We start from the raw sequence: 24,314 nt of genomic DNA, 5'->3' as shown, positions 1-24,314 counted from the left end.
GGCGGGCGAACGGGAGGAGGCGAAGGGTGAGGCCCCGCGCCGACCCGGAGCGGGGGCAGGCGCCGGGTGAAGCGGCCGCCCGCAACGGGCGGGGCGGGCGGCCGCGGATGGGGCGGTGCGTCAGCGCACCGGCAGGTGAACAGCGTGCGAGGCCGGGCGCACCGTATGCGGCGGTCGGTCGTCATGGCGCAGAGCGCTGTTCACATCGCTCATCCAACTGGTTCACGAGGCGGGGCTCAAGGAGGTATGCGAGTCCTTGACGCCGCTCTGATGAGGAACGTTGACCCGGTCGTACGCGGCTCGTGCCCTGCCCGCCGGGCGAGTCGCGCCGTTAGAAGGGCGTCAAAGTAGCGCCCACGGTCGTATGGACGTCGTCAACGCCTGCCGAGGCCGCCGATAGCCGCTGTTTCCTCTAGTTGACTGCCCTGCCCGAAGCTCGTCAGCAGCTCACGACGGCCGGATCTCCAGGGGACGTACGACAGGAAGGCGGCACGCCGATGACCCGGGTGCTGGTGGTGGATGACGAACCGCAGCTGGCTCGGTTGCTGGTCATCAATCTGAAGGCGCGGAAGTACGAAGTGGACTCCGCCCAGGACGGGGGCGCGGCCCTGGACGCCGTGGCGGCGTGCCGCCCGGACGTGGTCCTGCTCGACCTCGGGCTGCCGGACATGGACGGCGTCGATGTGATCAAGAACCTGCCCAGGTCGTCGCAGGTGCCGGTCCTGGTGGTCTCCGCCCGCCACGGCTCGGAGGAGAAGATCCGGGCCCTGGACGCGGGCGCCGACGACTACGTCACCAGGCCTTTCAGCATGGATGAACTGCTGGCCCGCCTGGGAGCCGTCATCCGCCGCACGCCGCGTCAGGAGCCGGCCGCCGCGGAGGAAGCGGCGGTCGAGACCGACGAGTTCACCGTCGACCGGCCTGCCGCCGCTTTCCCGGTCGCCGCCGGTCTGCCGACGGCGTAGTGGGCGTACTCCAGCTCGGGGCGGAAGCCGGCGGTCCAGGCGAGCAGGCGGCCGAGGCGGTTGCCCGCCGGGCAGGTCCAGCTGGGCTGAGAGCGCGCGTGGCCCGGGCGGTCAGCCTGTGTACGGTCACCCCCCTGGGCGGCCGGGTGGCGGGCACGGGGGAGCGCTTGACGTACACCACGCGCTGCCAGGGCGCGACCCTGTCGAACGCGGCCCCGATCAGCGGAAGGAAGCGGCCCGGTGCCTCGATGGAGCGGTCCGCGAAGACCCTGAGATCCGTCGGCGTCAGGGCCTGCGGGTCTCCGCGCAGGAGTACGTGGTCCCTGTACTCGGCGGCGATCACGCGCGGCTGGATGACGCGGTCCACCCACCAGCGGCCGGCCTCGGTGGTCAGTACGTGCTCGGTCAGGGCGGCCGAGCCGGGGCCCCGGTGGGGAACCAGCGGACGGGCGCCGGGAGTCGGTGGGACGGCAAGTTGATCACGAGGGTTCCTGTCGGGACATGGAGGCGGGGCGGCCCGGTTCGGAGGGCCGCCCCGCGGATGGGGCCTATGGCTAGCAGGAGGGCTTGCTGCCGTGGTTGGAGCCCTTCTTGCGGCGGGCCCTCTTCTTGCGTGCGCGCTTCGACATGTGCGGGTATCCCTTCAGGCGGTGTGGCCGACGAGGAGGTCGGCGAGCTTGTTGAGGCGCTTGATCGTGCGGTCCTCGGTGGCGGCGGCGGCCGGGGCGACGCGCTCGGAGCGGTCGTAGTAGGCGCCGTTGACGATCTCGGTGGCCGGGTCGCAGAGACGAACGACGTGCTGGGCGCCCTCGGCCGCGGATTCGCCCTCGTTCCCGTACAGCGGCAGGAGACCGGTCGCGCAGACACCGGGGTGGACGGAGACGGCGGTGACGCGCAGGTCGGAGGCGAAGACGGTCAGGGCCAGCTGCGACTGCGCGTAGGCGGCGAGCCGTGAGTAGCGGCGCTCCCGGTTCGGGTCGCTCCACTGGATGGCCGCGGTGCGGTGGAGGGCGGAGGAGACGTTGACGACGCGCCCGCCGGGGTCGGTGGTGAAGGCGGAACCCAGGAGGTTGGTGAGGAGGTAGTGGGCGAGGAAGTTGACCTGGAAGGCGACCTCGTTGCCGTCGACGGTGAGCGTGTGACGCTCGGGGGCTGCGGTGGCCGCGTTGTTGACGAGTACGTCCAGGCGCGAGTGCTCCCGTACGACGGCGTGGGCCAGGTTCTCGACCTCCTCCAGGTGGGCGAAGTCGGCGGCGAGCGGTCGGAGACGGGCGCCGTCCACACCGGCGGTGGCCACGAGCCGGTCAACGGCGGCCTGGGCCTCCTCGGGTGTGCGGCCGTGGAGGAGGACGGTGGCGCCCCGCTCGGCGAGCCGGCGGGCGGTCTCGTAGCCGATGCCGGAGGTGGCTCCGGTGACGAGGACGGTACGTCCGGACAGGGAAGAAGACATGTCGGATTCCTGGAAGCAGGCATGGCTGACGCGCCCGGCGCCCCGGCGTCGGCAGGGGCGAGGGCTCAGGCCATGCGGTGAAGGGGAGGACGCGTACGGAGCCCCGGCCGGAGTCCTTCGGGACGCCGGCGGCGGGTGGTACGCGCAGGACGCGCGGCCGAAGTCAGAGGGCCGGGCGGACGGCGGGCGCTGTCGGCTGCACCTGATTCGGTGGCCGATCGTCGTAGCGCGGACCGCTGTTCATGAGCCCATCCCAGCGCATCAGGGATGCCGGGGCAAGATCCCGAACGGGACCTTGACGGCCTTCTGATGTATGTCGGGTGACGGTGCGAATCCGGCTTTCGCGCAGGTCATCAGGGGCGCGTCAAAGATCGGCAGCCGGTGGAAGGAACGCGTCAAGGAGCGTTGTCACCGAGGTCGGGCGGGAGCAGACTGGCGGAGTGACGGAGCCGGTGACGGTCCGGTGGCACGCGGCTGGAGGCCGGTGACCTGAACACTGACCATGACGCGCACGGTCCGGCCGTGGGGGTACGGTCCGGTGCGACCGCGTGCTGGTCAACCGTCGCACAACACATGAGCCGTCCAGCTCTCGGTGTGGGGATACCGGAGCTGGGCGGCTCGCGTGTTTCGGTCGTCGACGTGTGCACCGGCCGAAGTGGACTCGCGGCCCTTCCCGCGCCGGTTGTGCGTCTGTCGGTCGTCGTGGCTCTCGAATTTCGGGCCCGCCCGCGGGCCGATTCAGGTGACCGCCGAGGTCGGGAGATCCGCGGTGACCGGCGGTGTGCCGCCCGCTATGGGGAGGGTGATGACCATGGTGAGGCCGCCGCCGGGGGTGTCCTCGGCCGTGAGGGTGCCGCCGATGGCCTCGGTGAAGCCGCGGGCTACGGCGAGGCCGAGGCCGACTCCGGCGCCCCGTGGGGCGTCGCCGTGGCGCTGGAAGGGTTCGAAGATCCGGCTCTTGGCCTCGTCAGGGACGCCAGGGCCACGGTCGACGACGCGCAGTTCCACCCGCTCGTGCAGGGCACTCGCCGTGACCTTGACCGGCTGTCCGTCGGGGCTGTACTTGACGGCGTTCTCGACGATGTTGGCGACCGCCCGCTCCAGCAGGCCTCGGTCGACGGCGACCATTGGGAGCGTTTCCGGGATGTCGAGGTCGACACTGTCCTCCGGTACGCCGCCCAGCGCCATCGGGACGACCTCGTCGAGGTCGGTCTCCCGGATGAGGGGGACGACGGTGCCGGTGTTGAGGCGGGACATGTCGAGGAGGTTGCCGATCAGGGCGGCGAGGCGGTCGGCGCCGTCCTCGATGCCTTCGAGGAGTTCGGCCTTGTCCTCCTCGGACCAGTCGACGTCGTCGGAGCGCAAGGAGGTGACGGAGGCCTTGATCCCGGCGAGCGGGGTGCGCAGGTCGTGGCTGACGGCGGCGAGCAGGGCGGTGCGGATGCGGTTGCCCTCGGCGAGTTCCTTGGCCTTGCCCGCCTCGTCGACGAGGCGCTGGCGATCGAGTACGACTGCGGCCTGGGCGGCGAAGGCGCCGAGCACGCGCCGGTCCTCGGCGGGCAGTACCCGGCCGGTGAGGGCGAGCGCCATGTTGTCGCCTATGGGCAGGTCCACGTCCGCGTCTTCGGGCCGGCTGACCGGGCTGGTGCCGACGGACGAGGCGGTGTTCCAGGGATCGACCTCACTGCTCCGTTCGAGGAGGACGACCGACTGCATGGCGAAGGTCTCGCGGAGCCGTTCGAGGAGGGCGTCGAGGGAGTCCTCGCCGCGCAGGACGCTGCCGGCGAGGAAGGACAGGATCTCGGACTCGGCGCGCAGCCGGGCGGCCTGGTGGGTCCGGCGGGCGGCCAGGTCGACCACGGAGGCCACCGACACGGCGACGCCGACGAAGATTGCGATGGCGACGATGTTCTTCGGGTCGGAGATGGTGAACTCGTGCAGCGGCGGGGTGAAGAAGTAGTTCAGGAGCAGGGATCCGAAGGCCGCCGAGGCCAGGGCGGGCAGCAGGCCTCCCAGGAGGGCCGCCGCCACCGTGAGGGTGAGGAACAGCAGCATGTCATTGGCGAGCCCGAGGTCGGGAAGGACCTGGTTCAGCAGAACGGTGAGGAGCGCGGGTCCGGCGATACCGGTCAGCCAGCCCCAGATGAGGCGGGACCGGCCGAGACGGGCACCGCGGGCGATCGGCAGCCCGCGGCCCTTGGCGGCCTCGTCGTGCGTGACGATGTGGACGTCGAGGTCGGGTCCGGATTCGCGGGCGACCGTGGCACTCACGCCCGGTCCGAACACGTACTGCCAGGAGCGGCGGCGGCTGACGCCGAGGACGATCTGGGTGGCGTTGCAGCCGCGGGCGAACTCCAGCAGCGCGTCGGGGACGCTCTCGCCTATCACGTGGTGGAACGTGCCGCCCAGATCCTCGACCAGGGTGCGCTGAACGGCCAGCTCCTTGGGCGAGGCCGAGGTCAGTCCGTCGCTGGCTGCGATGTAGACGGCGAGCACCTCGCCGCCGGCCCCCTTCTCGGCGAGGCGCGCGGCGCGTCGGATGAGCTGACGCCCCTCGGGGCCGCCGGTCAGACCGACGACGATGCGTTCGCGGGCCTGCCAGGTGGAGCGGATGTTGTGCTCGCCGCGGTATTCCTGGAGGTACTCGTCCACGCGGTCGGCGACCCACAGCAGCGCGAGCTCACGCAGGGCGGTCAGGTTCCCGGGCCGGAAGTAGTTCGAAAGCGCCGCGTCGACCTTGTCGGGCTTGTAGACGTTGCCGTGTGCCATGCGGCGGCGCAGCGCTTGCGGGGACATGTCGACGAGCTCGATCTGGTCGGCCCGCCGGGCCACCTCGTCGGGAACGGTCTCGCGCTGCCGTACCCCGGTGATCGTCTCCACCACGTCACCCAGGGATTCGAGGTGCTGGATGTTGACGGTCGAGACGACGTCGATGCCGGCCTGGAGCAGTTCCTCGACGTCCTGCCACCGTTTGGCATTGCGCGAGCCGGGAACGTTGGTGTGGGCGAGCTCGTCGACCAGCGCCACGGCGGGGCGGCGGGCGAGGATCGCGTCCACGTCCATCTCGGTGAAGGTGCTGCCCCGGTACTCGATCTCGCGTCGCTCGATGAGTTCCAGGCCGTGCAGCATCACCTCGGTCCGCGGTCGGCTGTGGTGTTCGACGAAGCCGACGACGCAGTCGGTGCCCCGCTCGATCCGGCGGTGCGCCTCGGAGAGCATCGCGTACGTCTTGCCGACGCCCGGTGCCGCGCCGAGGTAGATGCGGAGCTTGCCGCGTCCCATGTTCCGACTCTTCTTCTCTGCTGACGACGGGGGTCCGTGCCGTGGATCGGGCGGGTGATCAAGGTTCGAAGCGGTAGCCCATGCGGGGTTCGGTGATCAGGTACCGCGGATGCGAAGGATCCGCTTCCAGTTTGCGCCGTAGCTGCGCCATGTAGACGCGCAGGTAATTGGTGTTCTCGCCGTAGGTCGGGCCCCAGACCTCCAGCAGAAGCCGACTTTGGGTGATCAGCCGGCCCGGGTGGGTGATGAGGATTTCCAGCAGGTGCCATTCGGTCGGGGTGAGCCGTACGGTGCGCTCGCCACGGCGAACCTTCTTCGCGACCAGATCGACGGTGAACTCGTCGGTCATGACCACGGTGACTTCGTCGGCCTGCGAAGCCGTCGGCGCTTCATGTCTCCGCGCCGCCGCCCGCAGCCGCGCCAGGAGCTCGTCCATGCTGAACGGTTTCGTCACGTAGTCGTCGGCGCCGGCGTCCAAGGCCCGGATCTTGTCCTCGGAGGTGTGGCGTGCGGAGAGGACCAGGATGGGGACCTTGCTCCAGCCGCGGACGGCCTTGATGACGTCGATGCCGTCCATGTCCGGGAGGCCGAGGTCCAGCACTATGACGTCCGGCTTGCGTGCGGCCGCGAGCCGCAGGGCCGAGCCGCCGTCGGAGGCCTCTTCGACCTCGAACTTGCGCGCCTGGAGGTTGATCTTCAGCGCGCGGACGAGCTGAGGGTCGTCCTCCACCACCAGCACCCGGGTCATCGGTGTGCAGCCTTTCCTTCGTAACGGGCACGGTGAGAGCCGGCGGGGGCGGGGCCCCGCCCAGCGGCAGCTGGGGGAGACTCCGCGCCCTGCCGGCTCCCGGTCCGTGCGATGTGGAGCTCAGCTCTTGGAGAGCGACTTCAGGGCGATGTTCAGCTCCAGGACATTGACGCGGGGCTCACCCATGAAGCCGAGCGTGCGGCCCTCTGTGTGGTCCTCGACCAGCTTCTCGACCTGCTTGACGTCGAGTTTGTTCTGCTCGGCGACGCGGTGGACCTGGAGCTTGGCGTATTCCGGGGAGATGTTCGGGTCGAGGCCGGAGCCGGAGGAGGTGACGGCATCGGCCGGGACGTCCTCGGGCTCGACCTGGTGGCCCGTCGTTGAGTTGTCGGCGATGACCGCTTCCTTGGCGGCGACGACCTGCGCGCAGAGGGTGCCTTCCTCGGCGTCCTTGGTGCACCGGCCGCCCACGGCACCGTTGTCGGCGGACCGGTTGGTGGCTCCGGAGAGGATCAGCGAGTACTGGGTGTTGAGGCTGTTGGAGCCGAGGCCGTTGGAGGGGCGCGGCTGGAACCACTTGAGGTCCGGCCTGGCGGCTTCTTCGGCGTCGTTCGGGTCGTTCTTCGGCAGGTTGTAGCTCTGCCCGATGAGGGAGGAGCCGACGACCTGGCCACTCTGGTCCTTGATCTCGGAGCCGTTGGCCTTGTCGTTGAAGAGGGCCTGGGCGACGCCGGTGACGGCGAGCGGGTAGAGGACCCCGCAGATCACGGTCAGGACGAGCAGGGCTCGCAGGCCCGCGCCGATCAGCCGGACGGTGTTGCCTACTGAGTTGTTCATTGTCGTCTCAGCCGATTCCGGGGATGAGGGAGATGAGCAGGTCGATGAGCTTGATGCCGATGAACGGGGCGATCAGACCACCCACGCCGTACAGCCCGATGTTGCGGCGGAGCATCTTGTCGGCGCTGGTCGGCCTGTACTGGACGCCCTTCAGGGCGAGCGGCACCAGCGCGATGATGATCAGCGCGTTGAAGATGACCGCGGAGAGGATGGCCGACTCCGGGGACGCCAGGCCCATGATGTTGAGCTTGTCGAGGCCCGGGTGGACGACCGCGAACATGGCCGGGATGATCGCGAAGTACTTCGCGACGTCGTTGGCGATGGAGAAGGTGGTCAGAGCCCCGCGGGTGATGAGGAGCTGCTTGCCGATCTCGACGATCTCGATGAGCTTGGTGGGGTTGGAGTCGAGGTCCACCATGTTCCCGGCCTCCTTGGCGGCCGAGGTACCCGTGTTCATCGCCACGCCGACATCCGCCTGCGCGAGCGCCGGGGCGTCGTTCGTACCGTCGCCCGTCATCGCGACGAGCTTGCCGCCCGCCTGCTCCCGCTTGATGAGGGCCATCTTGTCCTCGGGTGTGGCCTCGGCGAGGAAGTCGTCGACGCCCGCCTCTTCGGCGATGGCCTTCGCGGTGAGCGGGTTGTCGCCCGTGATCATGACGGTCTTGATGCCCATGCGGCGCAGTTCCTCGAACCGCTCGCGCATGCCCTCCTTGACCACGTCCTTGAGGTGGATGACGCCCAGCACGCGGGCGCCCTTCTCGTCCTTGACGGCGACGAGGAGCGGTGTACCGCCGGCCTCCGAGATTTTGTTGGCGAGGGTGTCTGCGTCGTCGGAGACCTGGCCACCCTGTTCCCGGACCCAGGTGATGACGGATCCGGCCGCGCCCTTGCGGGTCTGCTTGCCGTCCACATCCACGCCCGACATCCGGGTCTGCGCGGTGAAGGCGATCCACTCGGCCTGGGACAGTTCGCCCTGGTGGCGTTCGCGCAGGCCGTACTTCTCCTTCGCGAGGACCACGATGGAGCGGCCCTCGGGGGTCTCGTCGGCGAGGGAGGACAGCTGGGCGGCGTCGGCCAGTTCGGCCTCCGTGGTGCCCTTGACGGGCACGAACTCGGCGGCCTGGCGGTTGCCGAGGGTGATGGTGCCGGTCTTGTCGAGCAGCAGGGTGGAGACGTCGCCGGCGGCTTCCACCGCCCGGCCGGACATGGCCAGGACGTTGCGCTGGACCAGGCGGTCCATGCCCGCGATACCGATGGCGGACAGCAGGGCGCCGATGGTCGTGGGGATGAGGCAGATCAGCAGGGCCGTCAGCACGATCATCGACTGCTCGGCGCCCGCGTAGATCGCGAACGGCTGCAGGGTCACCACGGCGAGCAGGAAGACGATGGTCAGCGAGGCGAGCAGAATGTTGAGCGCGATCTCGTTGGGTGTCTTCTGCCGGGCGGCGCCCTCGACGAGGGCGATCATGCGGTCGATGAAGGTCTCGCCGGGCTTCGTCGTGATCTTGATGACGATCCGGTCGGAGAGGACCTTGGTGCCGCCGGTGACCGCACTGCGGTCGCCGCCGGACTCCCGGATAACGGGGGCGGACTCACCCGTGATGGCGGACTCGTCCACCGAGGCGACGCCTTCGACGACGTCACCGTCGCCGGGGATGATGTCGCCGGCCTCGCAGACCACCAGGTCGCCGATACGCAGCTCAGCGCCGGGCACCTGCTCCTCGCCCTTGCCGTCCTTGGTCAGGCGGCGGGCGACGGAGTCGGTCTTGGCCTTGCGCAGCGTGTCTGCCTGGGCCTTGCCGCGGCCCTCGGCGACGGCCTCGGCGAGGTTGGCGAAGATCGTGGTCAGCCACAGCCAGGCGGTGATCGCCCAGCCGAACCAGTCCGTCGGGTCCTTGATCGCGAGCACGGTGGTGACCACCGAGCCGATCAGGACGACGAACATGACCGGCGACTTGATCATGATGCGGGGGTCGAGCTTGCGGATCGCGTCGGGGAAGGACTTCAGGAGCTGTTTGGGGTCGAAGAGACCGCCGCCGACCCGCCCGGCCGGCTTGTGGCCTGTCGGGATGTCTTCGTGTGGTGCGCGGGTGGGGGTGATGGTGCTCATGAGGCGAGCCCTTCGGCAAGCGGGCCCAGCGCGAGGGCCGGGAAGTAGGTCAGACCGGTGACGATGAGGATGGTGCCGACAAGCAGCCCCGTGTAGAGGGGCTTGTCGGTGCGGAGCGTGCCTGCCGTCTCCGGTACGGGCTTCTGCTCGGCGAGCGAGCCGGCCAGCGCCAGGACGAACACCATCGGGAGGAAGCGGCCGAGCAGCATGGCGATGCCGATGGTGCTGTTGAACCACTGGGTGTCGGCGTTCAGGCCCGCGAAGGCGGAGCCGTTGTTGTTGGCGCCCGAGGTGTAGGCGTAGAGGATCTCGGAGAAGCCGTGCGCCCCGGAGTTCGTCATCGAGTTCGCCGGGGTGTCCAGCGCCATCGCCGCGGCGGTGAAGCCGAGCACCAGGGCGGGCGTGATGAGGATGTAGCAGGCCGCGAACTTGATCTCGCGGGTGCCGATCTTCTTGCCCAGGTATTCGGGGGTGCGGCCGACCATCAGGCCGGCGATGAAGACGGCGATGATCGCCATGATCAGCATGCCGTAGAGGCCGGAGCCGACGCCGCCGGGCGCGATCTCGCCCAGCTGCATGCCCAGCAGCTGGATGCCGCCGCCCAGACCCGTGTACGAGGAGTGGAAGGAGTTGACCGCGCCGGTCGAGGTCAGCGTGGTCGCGACCGAGAAGATCGCGGACGCGCCCACGCCGAAGCGGGTCTCCTTGCCTTCCATCGCCCCGCCCGAGACGTCGAAGGCCGGGCCGTGGTGGGCGAACTCGGTCCACATCATCAGCGCGGTGAAGCCGATCCAGATGGTGGCCATCGTGGCGAGGATCGCGTAGCCCTGGCGCAGGTTGCCGACCATGCGGCCGAAGGTGCGGGTGAGGGCGAAGGGGATGAGCAGGATCAGGAAGATCTCGAAGAGGTTCGAGAAGGGGGTCGGGTTCTCGAAGGGGTGGGCGGAGTTGGCGTTGAAGTAGCCGCCGCCGTTGGTGCCCAGCTCCTTGATGACCTCCTGGGAGGCGACGGCGCCGCCGTTCCACTGCTGGGTGCCGCCGAGGAACTGGCCGACCTCGTGGATGCCGGCGAAGTTCTGGATGGCGCCGCACGCGACGAGGATGACCGCACCGATCACGGAGATGGGCAGCAGGATGCGGAAGACACCGCGGACCAGGTCGGCCCAGAAGTTGCCCAGCTCACCGGTGCGGGAGCGCGCGAAGCCCCGTACGAGGGCCACGGCGACGGCCATGCCGACCGCGGCGGAGACGAAGTTCTGGACCGCGAGGCCGCCGGTCTGTACGACGTGGCCCATGGCCTGCTCGCCGTAGTACGACTGCCAGTTCGTGTTGGCCACGAAGGAGGCGGCGGTGTTGAAGGCCTGGTCGGGGTCGATCGCGGAGAAGCCGAGCGAGCCGGGCAGGATGCCCTGGGCCCGCTGGAGGCCGTAGAGGAACAGGACCGAGACTGCGGAGAAGGCGAGGACGGCGCGCAGGTAGGCGGGCCAGCGCATCTCGGCGGCCGGGTTGGCGCCGATGGCCTTGTAGATCCACTTCTCCGGGCGGTGGTGCTTCTCGGAGGAGTAGACCTTGGCCATGTAGTCGCCGAGCGGGCGGTAGGCCAGCGCGAGTGCGGCGATCAGTGCGAGGAGCTGGAGCACACCAGCGAGAACGGGACTCATCGGTGGCTAGAACCTCTCCGGGTACACAAGGGCGAGGACGAGGTATCCGAGCAGGGAGACGGCCACGACGAGGCCGATGATGTTTTCGGCGTTCACAGCTTGGTCACCCCCCGGGCGATGAGAGCCACCAGCGCGAAGACCGCGACCGTGGTGACGACGAAGGCCAGATCGGCCACCGTGAGCTCCTGGATGAATGAGGAAGGAATTGAATCGGCCAGATGGCCGATGTCGAGATAACCGTGTCTTCATCCCGGCGTTAAGACACCTTGATGGGGTCCATACGGAAGCAGGGGAACTCTTAACGCGGCGCATACGTGAGTGGTCGCGAACCGCCGGTCAGCCCTGGTGGGAGAGGCCGGCCGTGTCCAGCGCGGCACCGGCCTGAGCGGCCAGCGCGACCGCGACCAGGCGGGCCTCCTCGGGAGGCAGGGGACGGTCCGGGAGCGGATCGAGGAGGAAGCGGCCGTAGTAGTGCCCGCCGCCGACGATGCGCAGCTCGGTCTCTCCGTCCGGCCAGTCGGCGTACTCGACGATCCGGCTGCGGCTGCGCAACCACAAGCCACCGTCGTGCTCCAGGCGCGGCCGGTGCCCGAGCAGCCTGCCGTACTCGAAGCGGCAGCCGCGCAGCCCCAGCAGGCTCGCGAGCTCCCGGCGCACGTACTCGACCACCGCTTCCGGTGAGGCGCCGTCCTCGACCAGACGGGTGGTTCCCTGGAGGCTCGACAGATGCGAGGCGTCGGTGACCACGACCGTCCGGAGCCGCTGTACCCGAACGGCCAGCTGCGAGACGATCAGGCCGACGACGAGCAGGAGGACAGCCGTCTGGATCTCATCACGGTCGGCGATGGCGAACTGCTGGTAGGGCCTGGTGAGGAAGAAATCGAACCAGGCAGCCGCAGAGAGTGCGGCCAGCGCCCCGGCCGCCCGGGTCCCGAGCGCGGCGACGGCGACCACCGCGACGACCATGATCAGAGCTTCGTTCGTCGCTGAAATGCCCGTGCGGAACGGCACGAGGGCGAGCGCCACGAGGAACGGCACCACGAGGGCGGCGAGCAGAACGGCACGGTCGTGCAGGCGGTGCGAGGATCCGGACATGTGATGCCTCCCGTCCGGACGGGGCGGTCTTGAATCAGAACCTCTCGGGCGAGCACTGGTCATTCGGCCACGCCATCCGGACGCTGTCCTCACTTTGCCCAATCGGAGGAACAGCGAAGATGGCCATAGAAATGGGAAAGACGACCGCGGCCGGGCAGGCACCGGGCACGGAGGAACCTCCTGATACCGGCGTGCGGACGCCTCACGAGGCGGGGACCGGCACCGGCTGACCGCCCTCCAGGGCCTGGCCGCGCTGTCGCTCGACGCGATGGCCTCCGTGACGTACGGGCCCGAGCCGATCGTGCTGGTCCTGGCGGCAGCCGGTGCCTACGGCCTCGGGTTCCCCCTCCCCGTCACCCTCGCGATCGCAGCTCTGCTCGCCGTGCTGGTGGCCTCGTACCGGCAGGTCATCGCCGCGTTCCCGGACGGTGGCGGTTCGTACGCCGTCGCCAAGAAGCATCTCGGCCGACGCACGAGCCTGGTCGCCGCGGCCTCGCTGATCCTCGACTACGTCCTGAACGTCGCCGTCTCCGTCACCGCCGGCGTCGCGGCGCTGACCTCGGCGTTCCCCGAGCTGTACGGGGAACGGGTGTGGATCTGCCTCGGGGTCCTGGTCTGGTCACGGCGGTGAACCTGCGCGGGGTCGTGGACTCCGCCAAGGCGTTCCTCGTACCGACCGCGGTGTTCGTCGGGTCGATCCTCACCATGGTGGCGGTCGGTCTCTTCCGCGACGGCCCGGTCAGCACCGCCTCGGCCGCCGGCCACGCCTCCGCGCTCGGCGAAGGGGCCACCGGGGTCGGCGCGCTCCTGCTGCTGAAGGCCTTCGCGCCCGGCTGTTCCGCCCTGACCGGCGTCGAGGCCGTCGCCAATGCGGTGCCGGCCTTCCGTGCCCCGGCCGCGCGACGCGCCCAGCGGACCGAGGTGGCCCTCGGCGCCCTGCTCGGCGTGATGCTGATCGGCCTCTCGGTCCTGATCGGCCGCTTCCACCTCCAGCCGGTCGAGGGGGTGACCGTGCTGGCCCAGCTCGCGGACGCCTCCTTCGGCCACAACCTCGCCTTCTACGTGGTCCAGCTCGCGACGATGGTGCTGCTCGCGCTGGCCGCGAACACCTCCTTCGGCGGGCTTCCCGTGCTGATGAGCCTGCTGGCCCGGGACAACTACCTGCCGCACGTCTTCGCCCTCAAGGCGGACCGCCAGGTACACCGCCACGGGGTGGTGTGGCTGGCCCTCGTGTCCGCCGCCCTGCTGGTGTTCTCAGGCGGCGACACCAATACCCTCGTTCCGCTCTTCGCGATCGGCGTCTTCGTCGGCTTCACCATCTGCCAGGTCGGCATGGTCCGACACTGGTACGGCGAACGCCCCAAGGGCTGGCAGGCCAAGGCCGGCCTCAACGGCTTCGGCGCCCTGCTCACCGGAGTCTCGGCGGTCGTCGTGACCGCCACCAAGTTCACCGAGGGCGCCTGGCTGATCGTGCTCGCCCTGCCGCTGATCGTCCTCGGCTTCGAGAAGGTCAACCGGGCCTACGCCCAGATCGGCGCACGCCTGGAGCTCGGCCGCATCCCGCAGCCGCCCCAGCGCTCCCGCCCTCTGATCGTCGTGCCCGTGTCGGGGCTGTCCCGACTGACCTGTCAGGCGCTGACCGCGGCCCGCTCGCTCGGCGACGAGGTCCTCGCCGTGACCGTCACCCACACCGGTCCTGAGGACCGGCAAGCGGTCGAAGCGCTGCGCCGGGACTGGGAGTTGTGGAAGCCCGGCATCGAACTGATCGAGGTCGCCTCCGATACCCGCTCGCTCGGCCGGCCGGTGTCGGCGTACGTGTGCGAGCTCATGCAGAAACACCCGGATGCCCAGGTGACCGTCCTCATCCCGGTGTGGCTGCGGATACTGCAGAAGCAGCGTGGCTCCGTGGTCGCCCACGCGGTACGCCGCGACACCGACGCCGTCATCTGCCGACTGCGCTTCCGCATCACGGCCGACGCGCGTTGACATGCCCTTGACGGCGGCTTGACGCGTCTTGTGCGCCGCCGTCAAGAAGGTGCCAAATCCCCTGCCCACAGGGGAATTTCCGCTGGCACGGGCAGTAGTTTCCTGCCTGTTGCGCCACCGGGGATCTCGACCACTCACATGACGGCCGAGGGGGTCCATGCGAGACAGTCCCCGGCGGCGACACCTCTCACCCGCACCCGCCGCGTGCCGACCCGCCCGGCAGGGGTGCCCGGCCGAACTCACCAGAAGGTCTCCTCCCCATGCCTCCCGCCGCCGCGCAGCACGTGCCCCCGGGTCCAGGGACCCCTCCGCGGACCCCGCTCAACCGGCCGTCCCGGAAACGCTCCGGCCAGGTGAACGTGCTGGAGCCCGAGCTCCTCGCCACCTCCGCCCGGGAGGCCGTCGCCAAGCTCCACCCGCGCGAACTGGTGAAGAAGCCGGTGCTGTTCGTCGTGGCCGTGGGCTCCGTCCTGACGACGCTCTCGGCGCTCATCCACCCGTCCGTCTTTACCTGGGTGATCAGCGTCTGGCTCTGGCTGACGGTTCTGTTCGCCAACCTCGCCGAGGCCGTCGCCGAGGGCCGTGGCCGAGCCCAGGCCGAGTCGCTGCGCAAGGCGCGTACCGACACCGTCGCTCTCCGGCTGAAGCGCTGGACGTATGGGACGAACCTGCGCCACGCCGAGACCGAGGTGGTGACCCCGGCCGAGCTCCAGCCCTTCGACTTCGTCCTCGTCGAAGCGGGTGAGCCGGTACCGGCCGACGGGGACGTGGTCGACGGAGCGGCGATGGTGGACGAATCGGCGGTTACCGGTGAATCAGCCCCCGTGCTCCGGGAGTCGGGCGGTGACCGGTCCGCAGTCACTGGCGGCACGATCGTACTGTCGGCCTCGATCGTCGTACGGGTCACCTCGCGCTCCGGGAACAGCTTCATCGACCGGATGATCGCGCTGGTCGAGGGCGCGTCCCGGCAGAAGACCCCGAACGAGATCGCGCTGAACATCCTGCTGGCCGCCCTGACCGTCATCTTCATCCTGATCGTGGTCAGCATCCAGCCGATGGCCGCGTACGCGGGCGCCGCCCAGTCCACGACCGTACTGGTCGCGCTCCTGGTGACCCTCATCCCCACCACGATCGGCGCCCTGCTCTCCGCGATCGGCATCGCCGGCATGGACCGCCTCGTGCAGCGCAACGTCATCTCGCTGAGCGGCCGCGCCGTCGAGGCCGCGGGTGACATCAACACCCTGCTCCTCGACAAGACCGGCACCATCACCCACGGCAACCGCGAGGCCGCCGCCTTCATCCCGCTCCCGGGCATCGACCACACCAAGCTCGCCGACGCCGCCCAGCTGTCCTCCCTCGCCGACGAGACCCCCGAAGGCCGGTCCGTCGTGGCCCTGGCCCAGCGGTACGGGCTCCAGCCGGCCGCCGCCGAGGACCTCAGCAACCCCCGCTTCACCGAGTTCAGCGCCCGCACCCGGATGAGCGGCGTCAACCTGAGCTGGGACACCGGCGCGGGATGCGCCATCCGCAAGGGCGCGGCGACGGAGGTCATGGACTGGGTGGCGATGCGCGGCGGGACCGTACAGGCGGAGGCCGCCGCATGGTCCGCCCAGGTCTCGCAATCCGGCGGGACCCCTCTGCTGGTGGCGGTCCACGACTGGGACGGGCCGCGGGTCCTCGGCATCATCCACCTCAAGGACGTGGTCAAGGAAGGCATCCGGGAGCGCTTCGCGGAGCTGCGGAGCATGGGGATCCGTACGGTCATGGTGACCGGCGACAACGAGCTGACGGCCCGCGCCATCGCCGCGGAGGCGGGGGTGGACGAGTACCTCGCCCAGGCGACGCCCGAGGACAAGCTCGCGCTGATCAAGCGGGAGCAAGCCGGCGGCAAGCTGGTTGCGATGACCGGTGACGGTACGAACGACGCCCCCGCCCTCGCGCAGGCCGACGTCGGCGTGGCGATGAACACCGGCACCTCGGCCGCCAAGGAGGCCGGGAACATGGTGGACCTGGACTCCAACCCGACCAAGCTCATCGAGATCGTCGAGATCGGCAAGCAGCTCCTCATCACCCGGGGTGCGCTCACCACCTTCTCCATCACGAACGACGTCGCGAAGTACTTCGCGATCATCCCGGCGATGTTCACCGCGGCCTACCCGGGGCTCGAAGCCCTCAACATCATGGGCCTGAGCAGCCCGACCTCTGCGATCACCTCGGCGATCATCTTCAACGCGCTGATCATCGTGGCCCTCATCCCGCTCGCCCTGCGCGGTGTCCGCTACCGGCCCGCCTCCGCGCACGACCTGCTGCGCCGCAACCTCGGTGTCTACGGCCTCGGCGGGCTGATCCTGCCCTTCGTAGGCATCAAGCTCATCGACCTGGTGGTGTCCACCATTCCCGGCCTCGGCTGACCTCGGGAACACTGCGGCTACGCCACAGGTAGCTCTGTTCGCGTTAAGGACGCGTCAGGATTGCCTCAGCCGCGGGCATATGAGATCAATCTGCGTACGCTTGCTCCGCCGTCGGTGTCGATGGCTGATTCTTTGCCGTACGACAGGAGCTCCCCACGATGGCCACCCCGGCCCGCTCCTCGCGCCTGCGCGCGTGGATGCTGGAAGGCTTGACCGCCGAGAACAGTTCGCCCGCCGCCAAGGAGGCGGCGGCCCAGCCCCACGGCCGGCCGTGGTGGCGGGTCATGTGCCTGACGGGTCTGGACTACTTCTCCACCCTCGGCTACCAGCCCGGCATCGCGGCGCTGGCGGCCGGGCTGCTGTCGCCGCTCGCGACCATCGTGCTGGTCCTGCTCACTCTCTTCGGCGCGCTACCGGTCTACCGGCGAGTGGCCGAGGAGAGCCCGCACGGCGAGGGCTCGATCGCCATGCTGGAGCGGCTGCTGACGTTCTGGAAAGGGAAGCTGTTCGTCCTGACCCTGCTCGGGTTCGCGGCGACCGACTTCCTGATCACCATCACCCTCTCGGCCGCGGACGCTACCGCGCACCTGGTGGAGAACCCGCACCTCACCAGCACGTTGCACGGCCACGAGGTGCTGATCACGCTCATCATGATCGCGCTCCTCGGGGCTGTGTTCCTCAAGGGGTTCAGCGAGGCCATCGGCGTCGCCGTCGTCCTCGTGGCCACGTACCTCAGCCTGAACGTCGTCGTGGTGGCGCGCGGCTTGTGGGAGGTGGCCGCTGAACCCCATGTCGTCACCGACTGGACCGAGGCGCTGACCGCCGAGCACGGCAACCCGCTCATGATGGTCGCCATCGCCCTCATCGTGTTCCCGAAGCTCGCGCTCGGCCTGTCGGGATTCGAGACGGGTGTGGCGGTCATGCCCCACGTGAAGGGCGACCCGGAGGACACCGAGGAGAAGCCCGCCGGCCGGATCCGCGGTGCCAAGAAGCTGCTGACGACCGCGGCCATCATCATGAGCGTCTTCCTGATCACCAGCAGCTTCATCACGACGCTGCTGATCCCGCCAGCCCAATTCCAGCCAGGCGGTGAGGCCAACGGACGGGCCCTGGCCTATCTGGCCCACGAGTACTTGGGATCGGCCTTCGGCACGGTCTACGACATCTCCACGATCCTGATCCTTTGGTTCGCCGGCTCCTCCGCGATGGCCGGCCTGCTGAACCTGATGCCGCGCTACCTGCCCCGCTACGGCATGGCGCCCCACTGGGCGCGAGCGCTGCGACCGATGGTCATCGTCTTCACCCTTGTCGCGTTCGTGGTGACCTGGATCTTCAACGCCGATGTCGACGCGCAGGGCGGCGCGTACGCCACCGGTGTCCTCGTCCTGATCACCTCGGCCGCGGTCGCCGTGACCATCGCCGCCCGCCGGGCGGGGGAGCGCGGCTGGACCATCGGCTTCGGCGTCATCTCGGCCGTCTTCATCTACACCACCGCCGTCAACATCGCCGAACGCCCCGACGGCGTGAAGATCGGCGCCTGCTTCATCGCCGGCATCATGGCCCTCTCCCTTCTCTCCCGTCTGGCCCGGGTCTTCGAGCTGCGCGTCACGCACATCGAGTTCGACGACATGGCCCAGCGGTTCATCCGCGACACCGCCAACCGCACGATCCGGTTCATCGCGAACGAGCCCGACAACCGGGACCTCGCCGAGTACCGGCAGAAGAAGGAACAGATCCGCGCGGACAACGACATCCCCGCCGGGGACGACGTCATGTTCGTCGAGGTCACCGTCCTGGACGCGTCCGAGTTCGAATCCGGCATGCGCGTACGCGGCGAAGTACTGCACGACCGCTACCGCGTCCTGACCCTGGAGAGCTCCAGCATCCCCAACGCGTTGGCCGCCCTCCTCCTCCACGTACGCGACGAGACCGGCCAGCGGCCCCACATCTACTTCGAGTGGACCGAGGGCAACCCCTTCGCCAACTTCTTCCGCTTCTTCCTCTTCGGCCAGGGCGAGGTAGCCCCCGTCACCCGCGAGGTCATCCGCGAGGCCGAACCGGACCGCGCCCGCCGTCCCCACGTCCACGCGGGCTGACATCAGCGCCAGATGCCGACAGGAAACCCTCCGGATACTCGCTTGTGCTCGCGGATGCCCTGCCACACCAGCCAGGCTCCGCCGATCTCGAAGCGGGCGGCCACGGCGAACAGGGCAACGGAACGAGCGACGGTCATACCGGCTGACCCTACTGGCGGCCGCTGCCCGTGATCTCCAGCGGGACGGCGCCCTCCCGGCAACCGCACCCGCCCTCGCCTGCGCTCTTCGCTCCGCAAGAGCAAGAGCGGCGGCGTTGCCTTCGCGCCATTCGTTTGAGCGGTAGCGGCTGGAAGCCGGTCGCGAAGTACCAGGAGGACGGAAGCCGTTGGGGAACGGGTGGACTGGATCGAGGCCGGCGATCCAGTCCACCGTGCGGTGTCGGCCCGCGCATCCCGACCGCCGTGGTGAGGTACAGGCGAGCGTGCTTGACCGTCCGTTTCATTCGGCGATCTCTGTCCGTTCCCACCACTCGTAGACCGCCAGTCGTCCCTCCGGGCTGTCCTGGTGCCGCGACGTGTTCTTGAAATGCTCGTACCCGCCGCGGTGTGGAATCTTCAGGTCTTGTCCGGGGTCGGAGATCGGAACGATCCGCTCGGGCAGATCGTCCGGGCCGCCCTCAAGCACTGCCTTGGTCGCCATGCTTCCAGTCTTCCCAACCGCGGGCCCGCTCGCATCACGAGGTCGGCACTGGCGTGGCTCAGCACCACCGGCAGCGCCTCGCCCCGACGTGGTGACGGGGCAGGGTCGGCTTGTGGGCACGGGGTACGCAATGTGGTGGGGGGCAGACCGAACGGCAGGGGGTGGGCAGGGTCAAACGCCCCGGCGCCGAGCATCGGTCTGGGACCTGGTCCTCACCTGGGAGCGGAGGGATCGGGCCACGTCCAGGTCGAAGGGCTCGGTGCTTGGGGTGAGCATCGCTGCGGCGGCTGCGGCCACCCCCAGCGCGCAGGCGCTGACGGGATCCTCTCCGGCGGCCAGCTGTGTGATGAGGGCGGCGACCATGCTGTCACCCGCCCCGGCGTCGCTCAGGGGCTCGCCGGGCAGCGGCGGCGCGTAGAGCTCGGTGTGGCCGTGGTCGGTCGAGCACAGTGCGCCCAGTTCACCGAGGGTGGTGACGGCGATCTCGGCGGCCCCTGTGGTGAGCAGGTGCTCGTTGAGGGCCCGGGCGTCGTCGAAGCCGCGGACCGGCCGGCCGGTCAGGCTCTCGGCCTCGGTCCGGTTGCACCTGAGCAGGAACACGCCCTGCGCGAGTGCGCTGCGCAGCGCCGGCCCGGAGGTGTCCAGGACCAGCCGGGATCCGGCTTCCCTGATGCGGCGGCAGACGGCCGCGTAGAAGTCATCGGGCAAGCCGCCGGGCAGGCTGCCGCTGGCCACGACGTACGGGCAGTTGCCGACGGCCCGCTCCAGCGCATCCAGGGATCGCCGCCTCTCGTGGTCGTGCAGGTGCGGGCCGGGCGGCACGATGTGGTAGCCGCGGCTCGATTCGGCCTCGAACAGCACGAGTGCTTCGCGGGTGTCGTCGTCGATGTCGACGGCGACGTGGTCGATGCCCTCTTCGTCCAGCAGCCGGTTCAGGCGCAGGCCGACCTCGCCTCCGGCGGTGTGGACGGCGGTGGCTCGTCCTCCGAGCCGCACGACATGACGGGCGACGTTGATGCCTCCGCCCCCGGCGGCCACCGACCTGACCCGGGCACGGTTCTTGCCGATGACCTCCAGGTGCCCGACCTCCCAGCAGAGATCGACCGCAGGATTCATCGTCAAGGTGAGGATCGACGGCTCGGCCGCACTCTCCGATCCTCCTGCACCGTCGGTACTCCTGGCTGGGGTGGGTTCCGGTGTCGCGGCCGTCCTCATCGCGGTACCCAGGTGGTCGCGCTGACCCCTTCCCGGCGCACCGCCCGCTGGGCACGGCCCCGCTCACTGCAGACTGAGGAAATCGGGGCCGCTGTTCTCTCGCACAGATTCACGGAGGCCGTTTCCCGCCCCGTGCCGTGGCTGCTTGCGCCTTGGGAATGGTGACCGTGAGCGCACTGTCGGCCGGAGCCGTACCGACGTCCTCGCTCTTCACCGCCGAGGGGAGCATGGCCTGGTACTCGCATCTGCTGGAGCGGCGTGTGCCGCGTCCGTGGCGCGCCAAAGAACTGGTGCGTGCGGCCGAAGAACGCGTCCGGCTCCACCGGGCCACCGGTCCGGCGCCGCGCGGGAAGCGTCATCGCACTCACCTCCGTGGACAGCGACACGTCCGACCCGACTTCCATACTGAAACAGCCTGACGTCACCTGCATGCCGGCCCACGGCTGGGGCTGTTCCTCGGCATCTGGATCCACAGGAGCATCGGGTAGGCGGTGACAGCTGCGGCACCCGGGGCAAGAACGTGCGGCCTTGGCCATCTCGTCGTCCAGCTCGGACGGGGACAGCGTTGCATCGGCCTTCTTGGAACGCTTTTGCACTGGGGAACGAACGGTCGAGGCTGTAAGCAGGCCGACGCCAGCCCGTTGCGGAGGAACGCGGGCGCCGTACTTTGCGGACAGGTCGAGCACCGAGCCGGTCGCTGACTGCCGCAGAGGTACGTCCATGCCTTCAGAGGTCGAGCGGAACGTCGCGTGCCGTGGGGCCAGATGGGTGTACGGGCGGAAGGGAGGAGCGTGATTCTCCCGGCTCGCCTCTGGGCGAGGAACTACTGTCGCGATAAGCCCTCGGTGGTCAGGCGTGCTCGTCCGATGGCTGCTGGTCAGGCTGGGCCGACCAGCTTGCCGGCTCGTCGTCGCCTGAGTCCTCGTCGCGCTCCGCGTCGGCGGCTGTCGCGTGGATCTTGCCCGACGCGTGGTGGACCGGTGCGTATACGGCGTAGAGCTGCAGGGTCTCGTCACCGATGTTGGTGACGTTGTGCCAAGTGCCGGCGGGTACGAAGATTGCCCAACCATCCTCGACCTCCTGGTCGAAGTCGAGTCGATCCTTCGCGCGGCCCATCTGGACGCGGCCCCGGCCTGCGTCGAGTCGTAGGAATTGGTCAGTCTCCGGGTGTGCTTCCAAGCCGATGTCCTCACCCACCGGGATCGACATGAGGGTCAACTGAAGATACTTCCCAGACCAGGCGACGGCGCGATAGTCCGTGTTTTCAAGCGTCGCCTTCTCAAGGTCGAAGCTTTGAGGTTCCGGCCCGATGTCCTTGATGGTCATCTTCTCTCCCGGTCAACGAAGGCGGTACGCGGTACGTGGTCGCGGTCTTGGCCAGCGCGCGTCGACATTCTCAGAGCCCTGGGCGTTTCTGGCCACAAGTACGCTAGCTGCTATCGCACAAGCAACCGGTTGTGACCCGTTGCCGCATTCCGCCGTGCGTGCAGTCGATGACGGTCTTGCCGGCCATGAGCCGACGCGGCACCTCCATGATCGAGTGCTCGTCCGCGCACTCCAGCACAATCCGCGACTCCTGAATCAGAGCCTGCGTCGTCTCCTTGCCCGTAGTGCGGTGGTCTGCGGGGTGCGCCATACTCTCGTTCGCCTCCCGGATGGGTTCGGCTCCGCCTGTACAGAAGCCTGCGCTCCTGATGAGGGCGCCGCAACGGCTGCTGCCGCGCCAGGATTCGGGGGTGCTGCCGCGACCGGCCTCCTTCTGAGAGGGGCCTTGGTTCCTGACCGGCGGCGTGTTGTCATTCGGGCGGGCGGGGTCCTGGGCGCACACTTCTCACATGCCCGAGGACGAGGCGCTGACCATCCCTCCCGAACCGCTGTTGCAAGTGATCGCCAACCTCGCGCGGTTCCATCGAGAACACGAGCAGTTCTACTCGCAGGCTCCGTTGCGGCAGGCGGACGAGCTTCAGTCGAGGTCCCGGGCACTGAAGTCGCTGGCAGGCCGGTGGAGCGTGACCGACGTCGGTGAGTCGGCAGGGAATCCGTTCGCCGGTGCGGAGGATCTGAATGCCCCCGGGCTCGTCGCGGAGTCGGGGATCCTCTTCATGGAAGGGGAGGACGAGCCCGTCGAGCTCCAGCGGCTGAAGCGGGATGTCAGGGAGCTTGCGGAGGACAGCGATCAGACCGGCATCTGGCTCGCGCACGCCATGGAGCAGGCGTGGGAGGCCGTAGGCCCGCTGGCAGCCTATCCGGCGCTTGCCGATCTGCTCGGGGAGCGCCATCGCATCATCGCCAACGACTGGCAGTCGGCGGGGTTGCTGGCGCTGGTGGCCAGGCTGCTGCGCCGCTCCCTTGACCTGTTGGACCGGGTCGCGTTCTCTCCTGCGGCGCTGCGGTCCGACCTCCGGTCCGAGCGGAACGCCCCCGCCTACCTCTACTCGGCGTCCGAGCTGCTCGACCGAGCGGCGGACCTCCTCGCGGAATCGGCAACACTCGTGCGCGACAACGAGCGGCGCTGGCGCGTGTTCGGCACACGGATTCACCGGCTGCGGTCCGGGTGAGGCGGGTTCCTCATGGGGATGCCGCCGAGAGGGAAGCCAGGGAGGATCGCGGTGTGCTTGCGTACCTGCCGCGTCGGATCGGTTGTAGATCCGTTCACCGCGCTGCCCGCGGATGGCCGGATGATGTGCCCGCTGGTACGCGACCGACCATCCGGTTGGCGACCATCGGATGGAGGCGCGTGGCCGACCCGTTGCGTGGGCTCGCGGAGTACGACCCAGCGCGACCTCCGCTTCCGTGTCCATGGGGCGGGCACGGATGCCACCTCCGGTGCGCCGACCACGGACCGCGCGAGGCCGGGGGCCATGGCGAAATATCGACCTCGCGCGGCTTCCGGATGGTTGTCAGGCCAGGGTGAGGAAGAGCTTTTCGAGTTCTGCCTCGGTCATGGGCGCCTGGCTCTCATCGGCGTTGTTCATGCACTGGCGCATGCCGCTGGCGACGATTTTGAATCCGGCGCGGTCGAGGGCCTTGGAGACGGCAGCGAGCTGGGTGACGACGTCCTTGCAGTCCCGCCCGGCTTCGATCATGGCGATGACACCGGCGAGCTGCCCCTGGGCGCGACGCAGTCGGTTGAGGACTGAGCTGACCGCGTCGTCGTCGACCTTCACCGGGTACCTCCTGATGGGTGTGCTGTCCGCGTCCATGGTACCCCAGGGGGTATTTACCTCCGGGGTCGGTGATCGAGGAGGGTTGCCAGTGTGGCATCGATGTCGCCATGCCGCGGACGGTTGTGGGGGAGTTTGGCGAGGACGGCAGCCATGCCGCAGCTGTTGGTGAGGGCCGAGAAGGCCAGTCCGCCGGCGACGGCGGCGGAGATGAGCTGGAAGGCGGGGTGGAGCAGGCCGAGCCCGAGGCCCGCCAGGACGAGAGCGCCGGCGGTCAGGCGGACCTGCCGTTCCATGCCCCACGTAGTGCGCGAGCCTTGCTCGGGGCGGTGGAGGTCATGGCCCGCGGCGGCCCAGGCGCCGGTGCCCCCGGCGAGGGTGGCGGTGTCGATGCCGTGCTCCGCGAGCGTCTTGTATGCGCTGTCGGAGCGGGCTCCGGAGGCGCAGACCACCAGGATGTCGCCGAGGTCGGCGGCGTGGTGGATGGCGGGGAGGGCACGTGAGATCTGATCGAGGGGGATGTTCAGGGCACCGGGCAGGTGACCTGTGGCGTATTCGCCGGGCGTGCGGACGTCGAGGACGGTGAGCTCGTGCAGGCGGGTGAGGGCCTGGTCGGAGTTGAGGGCGTGGGGGGTGCTCATGGCGGACTGTCTCT

Annotated in this window: 17 protein-coding genes and 3 pseudogenes; 5 read left to right on the top strand and 15 right to left on the bottom strand. The window is 69.2% G+C overall.

Translation table 11 applies throughout. The features are described 5' to 3' along the window. Nucleotides 1–497 precede the first annotated feature (497 nt). Nucleotides 498–926: pseudogene (locus IE257_RS18950) on the top strand (response regulator transcription factor); the annotation flags it as partial. Between the two features lie 593 nt (nucleotides 927–1,519). On the opposite strand, the gene IE257_RS39650 reads toward IE257_RS18950, so the two are convergent. From IE257_RS39650 to IE257_RS18910, 9 genes are all read right to left on the bottom strand, one after another. Further along, nucleotides 1,520–1,594 carry a 50S ribosomal protein bL37 gene (locus IE257_RS39650; RefSeq protein WP_466395514.1) on the bottom strand — a complete coding sequence of 25 codons (75 nt, stop codon included), beginning with the start codon at nucleotides 1,592–1,594 and terminating at the stop codon, nucleotides 1,520–1,522. Nucleotides 1,595–1,608: 14 nt separating this feature from the next. After that, the gene (locus IE257_RS18945) at nucleotides 1,609–2,415 is read right to left on the bottom strand and encodes an SDR family NAD(P)-dependent oxidoreductase (RefSeq protein WP_189970059.1); all 807 of its coding nucleotides are present in this window, start codon (nucleotides 2,413–2,415) and stop codon (nucleotides 1,609–1,611) included. 738 nt (nucleotides 2,416–3,153) lie between these two features. Next, nucleotides 3,154–5,697, bottom strand: coding sequence for a DUF4118 domain-containing protein (locus IE257_RS18940; protein WP_189970057.1), 2,544 nt, complete (start codon nucleotides 5,695–5,697; stop codon nucleotides 3,154–3,156). A gap of 58 nt (nucleotides 5,698–5,755) precedes the next feature. Beyond that, entirely contained in the window at nucleotides 5,756–6,445 is a 690-nt protein-coding gene (locus tag IE257_RS18935; RefSeq protein WP_189970055.1) for a response regulator, read from the bottom strand. 120 nt (nucleotides 6,446–6,565) lie between these two features. Then, a complete protein-coding gene (locus IE257_RS18930; RefSeq protein WP_189970053.1) occupies nucleotides 6,566–7,282 on the bottom strand; it encodes a potassium-transporting ATPase subunit C in 717 nt (238 codons plus the stop codon). A 7-nt stretch (nucleotides 7,283–7,289) separates the two neighbouring features. Beyond that, a complete protein-coding gene (gene kdpB, locus IE257_RS18925; RefSeq protein ID WP_189970051.1) occupies nucleotides 7,290–9,392 on the bottom strand; it encodes a potassium-transporting ATPase subunit KdpB in 2,103 nt (700 codons plus the stop codon). Further along, on the bottom strand, nucleotides 9,389–11,053 hold the full coding sequence (kdpA, locus tag IE257_RS18920) for a potassium-transporting ATPase subunit KdpA (protein ID WP_189970050.1): 1,665 nt from the start codon (nucleotides 11,051–11,053) through the stop codon (nucleotides 9,389–9,391). The genes kdpB (IE257_RS18925) and kdpA overlap by 4 nt, the downstream gene beginning before the upstream one ends. Before the next feature lie 6 nt (nucleotides 11,054–11,059). After that, entirely contained in the window at nucleotides 11,060–11,149 is a 90-nt protein-coding gene (gene kdpF / locus IE257_RS18915) for a K(+)-transporting ATPase subunit F (protein ID WP_033223114.1), read from the bottom strand. A gap of 240 nt (nucleotides 11,150–11,389) precedes the next feature. Then, nucleotides 11,390–12,148 carry a DUF4118 domain-containing protein gene (locus IE257_RS18910; protein WP_189970048.1) on the bottom strand — a complete coding sequence of 253 codons (759 nt, stop codon included), beginning with the start codon at nucleotides 12,146–12,148 and terminating at the stop codon, nucleotides 11,390–11,392. Between the two features lie 119 nt (nucleotides 12,149–12,267). Between IE257_RS18910 and IE257_RS18905 the strand changes: the two are divergent. From IE257_RS18905 to IE257_RS18895, 3 genes and pseudogenes are all read left to right on the top strand, one after another. Further along, nucleotides 12,268–14,134, top strand: a pseudogene (locus tag IE257_RS18905) (APC family permease). Between the two features lie 260 nt (nucleotides 14,135–14,394). Continuing rightward, complete coding sequence (gene kdpB, locus IE257_RS18900; protein WP_189970046.1) at nucleotides 14,395–16,545, top strand: potassium-transporting ATPase subunit KdpB; 2,151 nt, start codon at nucleotides 14,395–14,397, stop codon at nucleotides 16,543–16,545. Between the two features lie 158 nt (nucleotides 16,546–16,703). After that, nucleotides 16,704–18,641, top strand: a complete 1,938-nt coding sequence (locus tag IE257_RS18895) for an APC family permease (protein ID WP_189970043.1) — start codon at nucleotides 16,704–16,706, stop codon at nucleotides 18,639–18,641. Between the two features lie 41 nt (nucleotides 18,642–18,682). Here the strand turns inward: IE257_RS18895 and IE257_RS18890 are convergent. The 4 genes and pseudogenes from IE257_RS18890 to IE257_RS18875 all read right to left on the bottom strand — a co-directional run. After that, nucleotides 18,683–18,778: pseudogene (locus IE257_RS18890) on the bottom strand (YnfA family protein); the annotation flags it as partial. 301 nt (nucleotides 18,779–19,079) lie between these two features. Beyond that, complete coding sequence (locus IE257_RS18885; RefSeq protein WP_189970041.1) at nucleotides 19,080–19,280, bottom strand: DUF5988 family protein; 201 nt, start codon at nucleotides 19,278–19,280, stop codon at nucleotides 19,080–19,082. Between the two features lie 171 nt (nucleotides 19,281–19,451). After that, a complete protein-coding gene (locus IE257_RS18880; protein WP_189970039.1) occupies nucleotides 19,452–20,402 on the bottom strand; it encodes a 1-phosphofructokinase family hexose kinase in 951 nt (316 codons plus the stop codon). 942 nt (nucleotides 20,403–21,344) lie between these two features. Beyond that, nucleotides 21,345–21,821, bottom strand: coding sequence for a cupin domain-containing protein (locus IE257_RS18875; protein ID WP_189970037.1), 477 nt, complete (start codon nucleotides 21,819–21,821; stop codon nucleotides 21,345–21,347). A gap of 509 nt (nucleotides 21,822–22,330) precedes the next feature. Between IE257_RS18875 and IE257_RS18870 the strand changes: the two genes are divergently transcribed. Next, nucleotides 22,331–23,053 (top strand): hypothetical protein, encoded by a 723-nt coding sequence (locus tag IE257_RS18870; protein ID WP_189970035.1) that lies wholly within the window; start codon nucleotides 22,331–22,333, stop codon nucleotides 23,051–23,053. Between the two features lie 342 nt (nucleotides 23,054–23,395). On the opposite strand, the gene IE257_RS18865 is transcribed toward IE257_RS18870, so the two are convergent. Both IE257_RS18865 and IE257_RS18860 read right to left on the bottom strand, forming a co-directional pair. Then, the gene (locus IE257_RS18865) at nucleotides 23,396–23,662 is read right to left on the bottom strand and encodes a metal-sensitive transcriptional regulator (RefSeq protein ID WP_079403952.1); all 267 of its coding nucleotides are present in this window, start codon (nucleotides 23,660–23,662) and stop codon (nucleotides 23,396–23,398) included. A gap of 53 nt (nucleotides 23,663–23,715) precedes the next feature. After that, a complete protein-coding gene (locus IE257_RS18860) occupies nucleotides 23,716–24,300 on the bottom strand; it encodes a rhodanese-like domain-containing protein (protein ID WP_189970033.1) in 585 nt (194 codons plus the stop codon). Nucleotides 24,301–24,314 lie beyond the last annotated feature (14 nt).

Source organism: Streptomyces avidinii (genome assembly GCF_014650695.1).
GTDB classification, from domain to species: domain Bacteria; phylum Actinomycetota; class Actinomycetes; order Streptomycetales; family Streptomycetaceae; genus Streptomyces; species Streptomyces avidinii.
Note: the sequence above shows the minus strand (reverse complement) of the source record. Positions and strands in the feature narration are given on the sequence as shown.

Coding starts and splice junctions, on each gene's coding strand:
- IE257_RS18945 (WP_189970059.1), bottom strand. CDS start 2,415: ATGTCTTCTTCCCTGTCCGGACGTACCGTCCTCGTCACCGGAGCCACC.
- IE257_RS18940 (WP_189970057.1), bottom strand. CDS start 5,697: ATGGGACGCGGCAAGCTCCGCATCTACCTCGGCGCGGCACCGGGCGTC.
- IE257_RS18935 (WP_189970055.1), bottom strand. CDS start 6,445: ATGACCCGGGTGCTGGTGGTGGAGGACGACCCTCAGCTCGTCCGCGCG.
- IE257_RS18930 (WP_189970053.1), bottom strand. CDS start 7,282: ATGAACAACTCAGTAGGCAACACCGTCCGGCTGATCGGCGCGGGCCTG.
- kdpB (WP_189970051.1), bottom strand. CDS start 9,392: ATGAGCACCATCACCCCCACCCGCGCACCACACGAAGACATCCCGACA.
- kdpA (WP_189970050.1), bottom strand. CDS start 11,053: ATGAGTCCCGTTCTCGCTGGTGTGCTCCAGCTCCTCGCACTGATCGCC.
- IE257_RS18910 (WP_189970048.1), bottom strand. CDS start 12,148: ATGTCCGGATCCTCGCACCGCCTGCACGACCGTGCCGTTCTGCTCGCC.
- kdpB (WP_189970046.1), top strand. CDS start 14,395: ATGCCTCCCGCCGCCGCGCAGCACGTGCCCCCGGGTCCAGGGACCCCT.
- IE257_RS18895 (WP_189970043.1), top strand. CDS start 16,704: ATGGCCACCCCGGCCCGCTCCTCGCGCCTGCGCGCGTGGATGCTGGAA.
- IE257_RS18885 (WP_189970041.1), bottom strand. CDS start 19,280: ATGGCGACCAAGGCAGTGCTTGAGGGCGGCCCGGACGATCTGCCCGAG.
- IE257_RS18875 (WP_189970037.1), bottom strand. CDS start 21,821: ATGACCATCAAGGACATCGGGCCGGAACCTCAAAGCTTCGACCTTGAG.
- IE257_RS18870 (WP_189970035.1), top strand. CDS start 22,331: ATGCCCGAGGACGAGGCGCTGACCATCCCTCCCGAACCGCTGTTGCAA.
- IE257_RS18860 (WP_189970033.1), bottom strand. CDS start 24,300: ATGAGCACCCCCCACGCCCTCAACTCCGACCAGGCCCTCACCCGCCTG.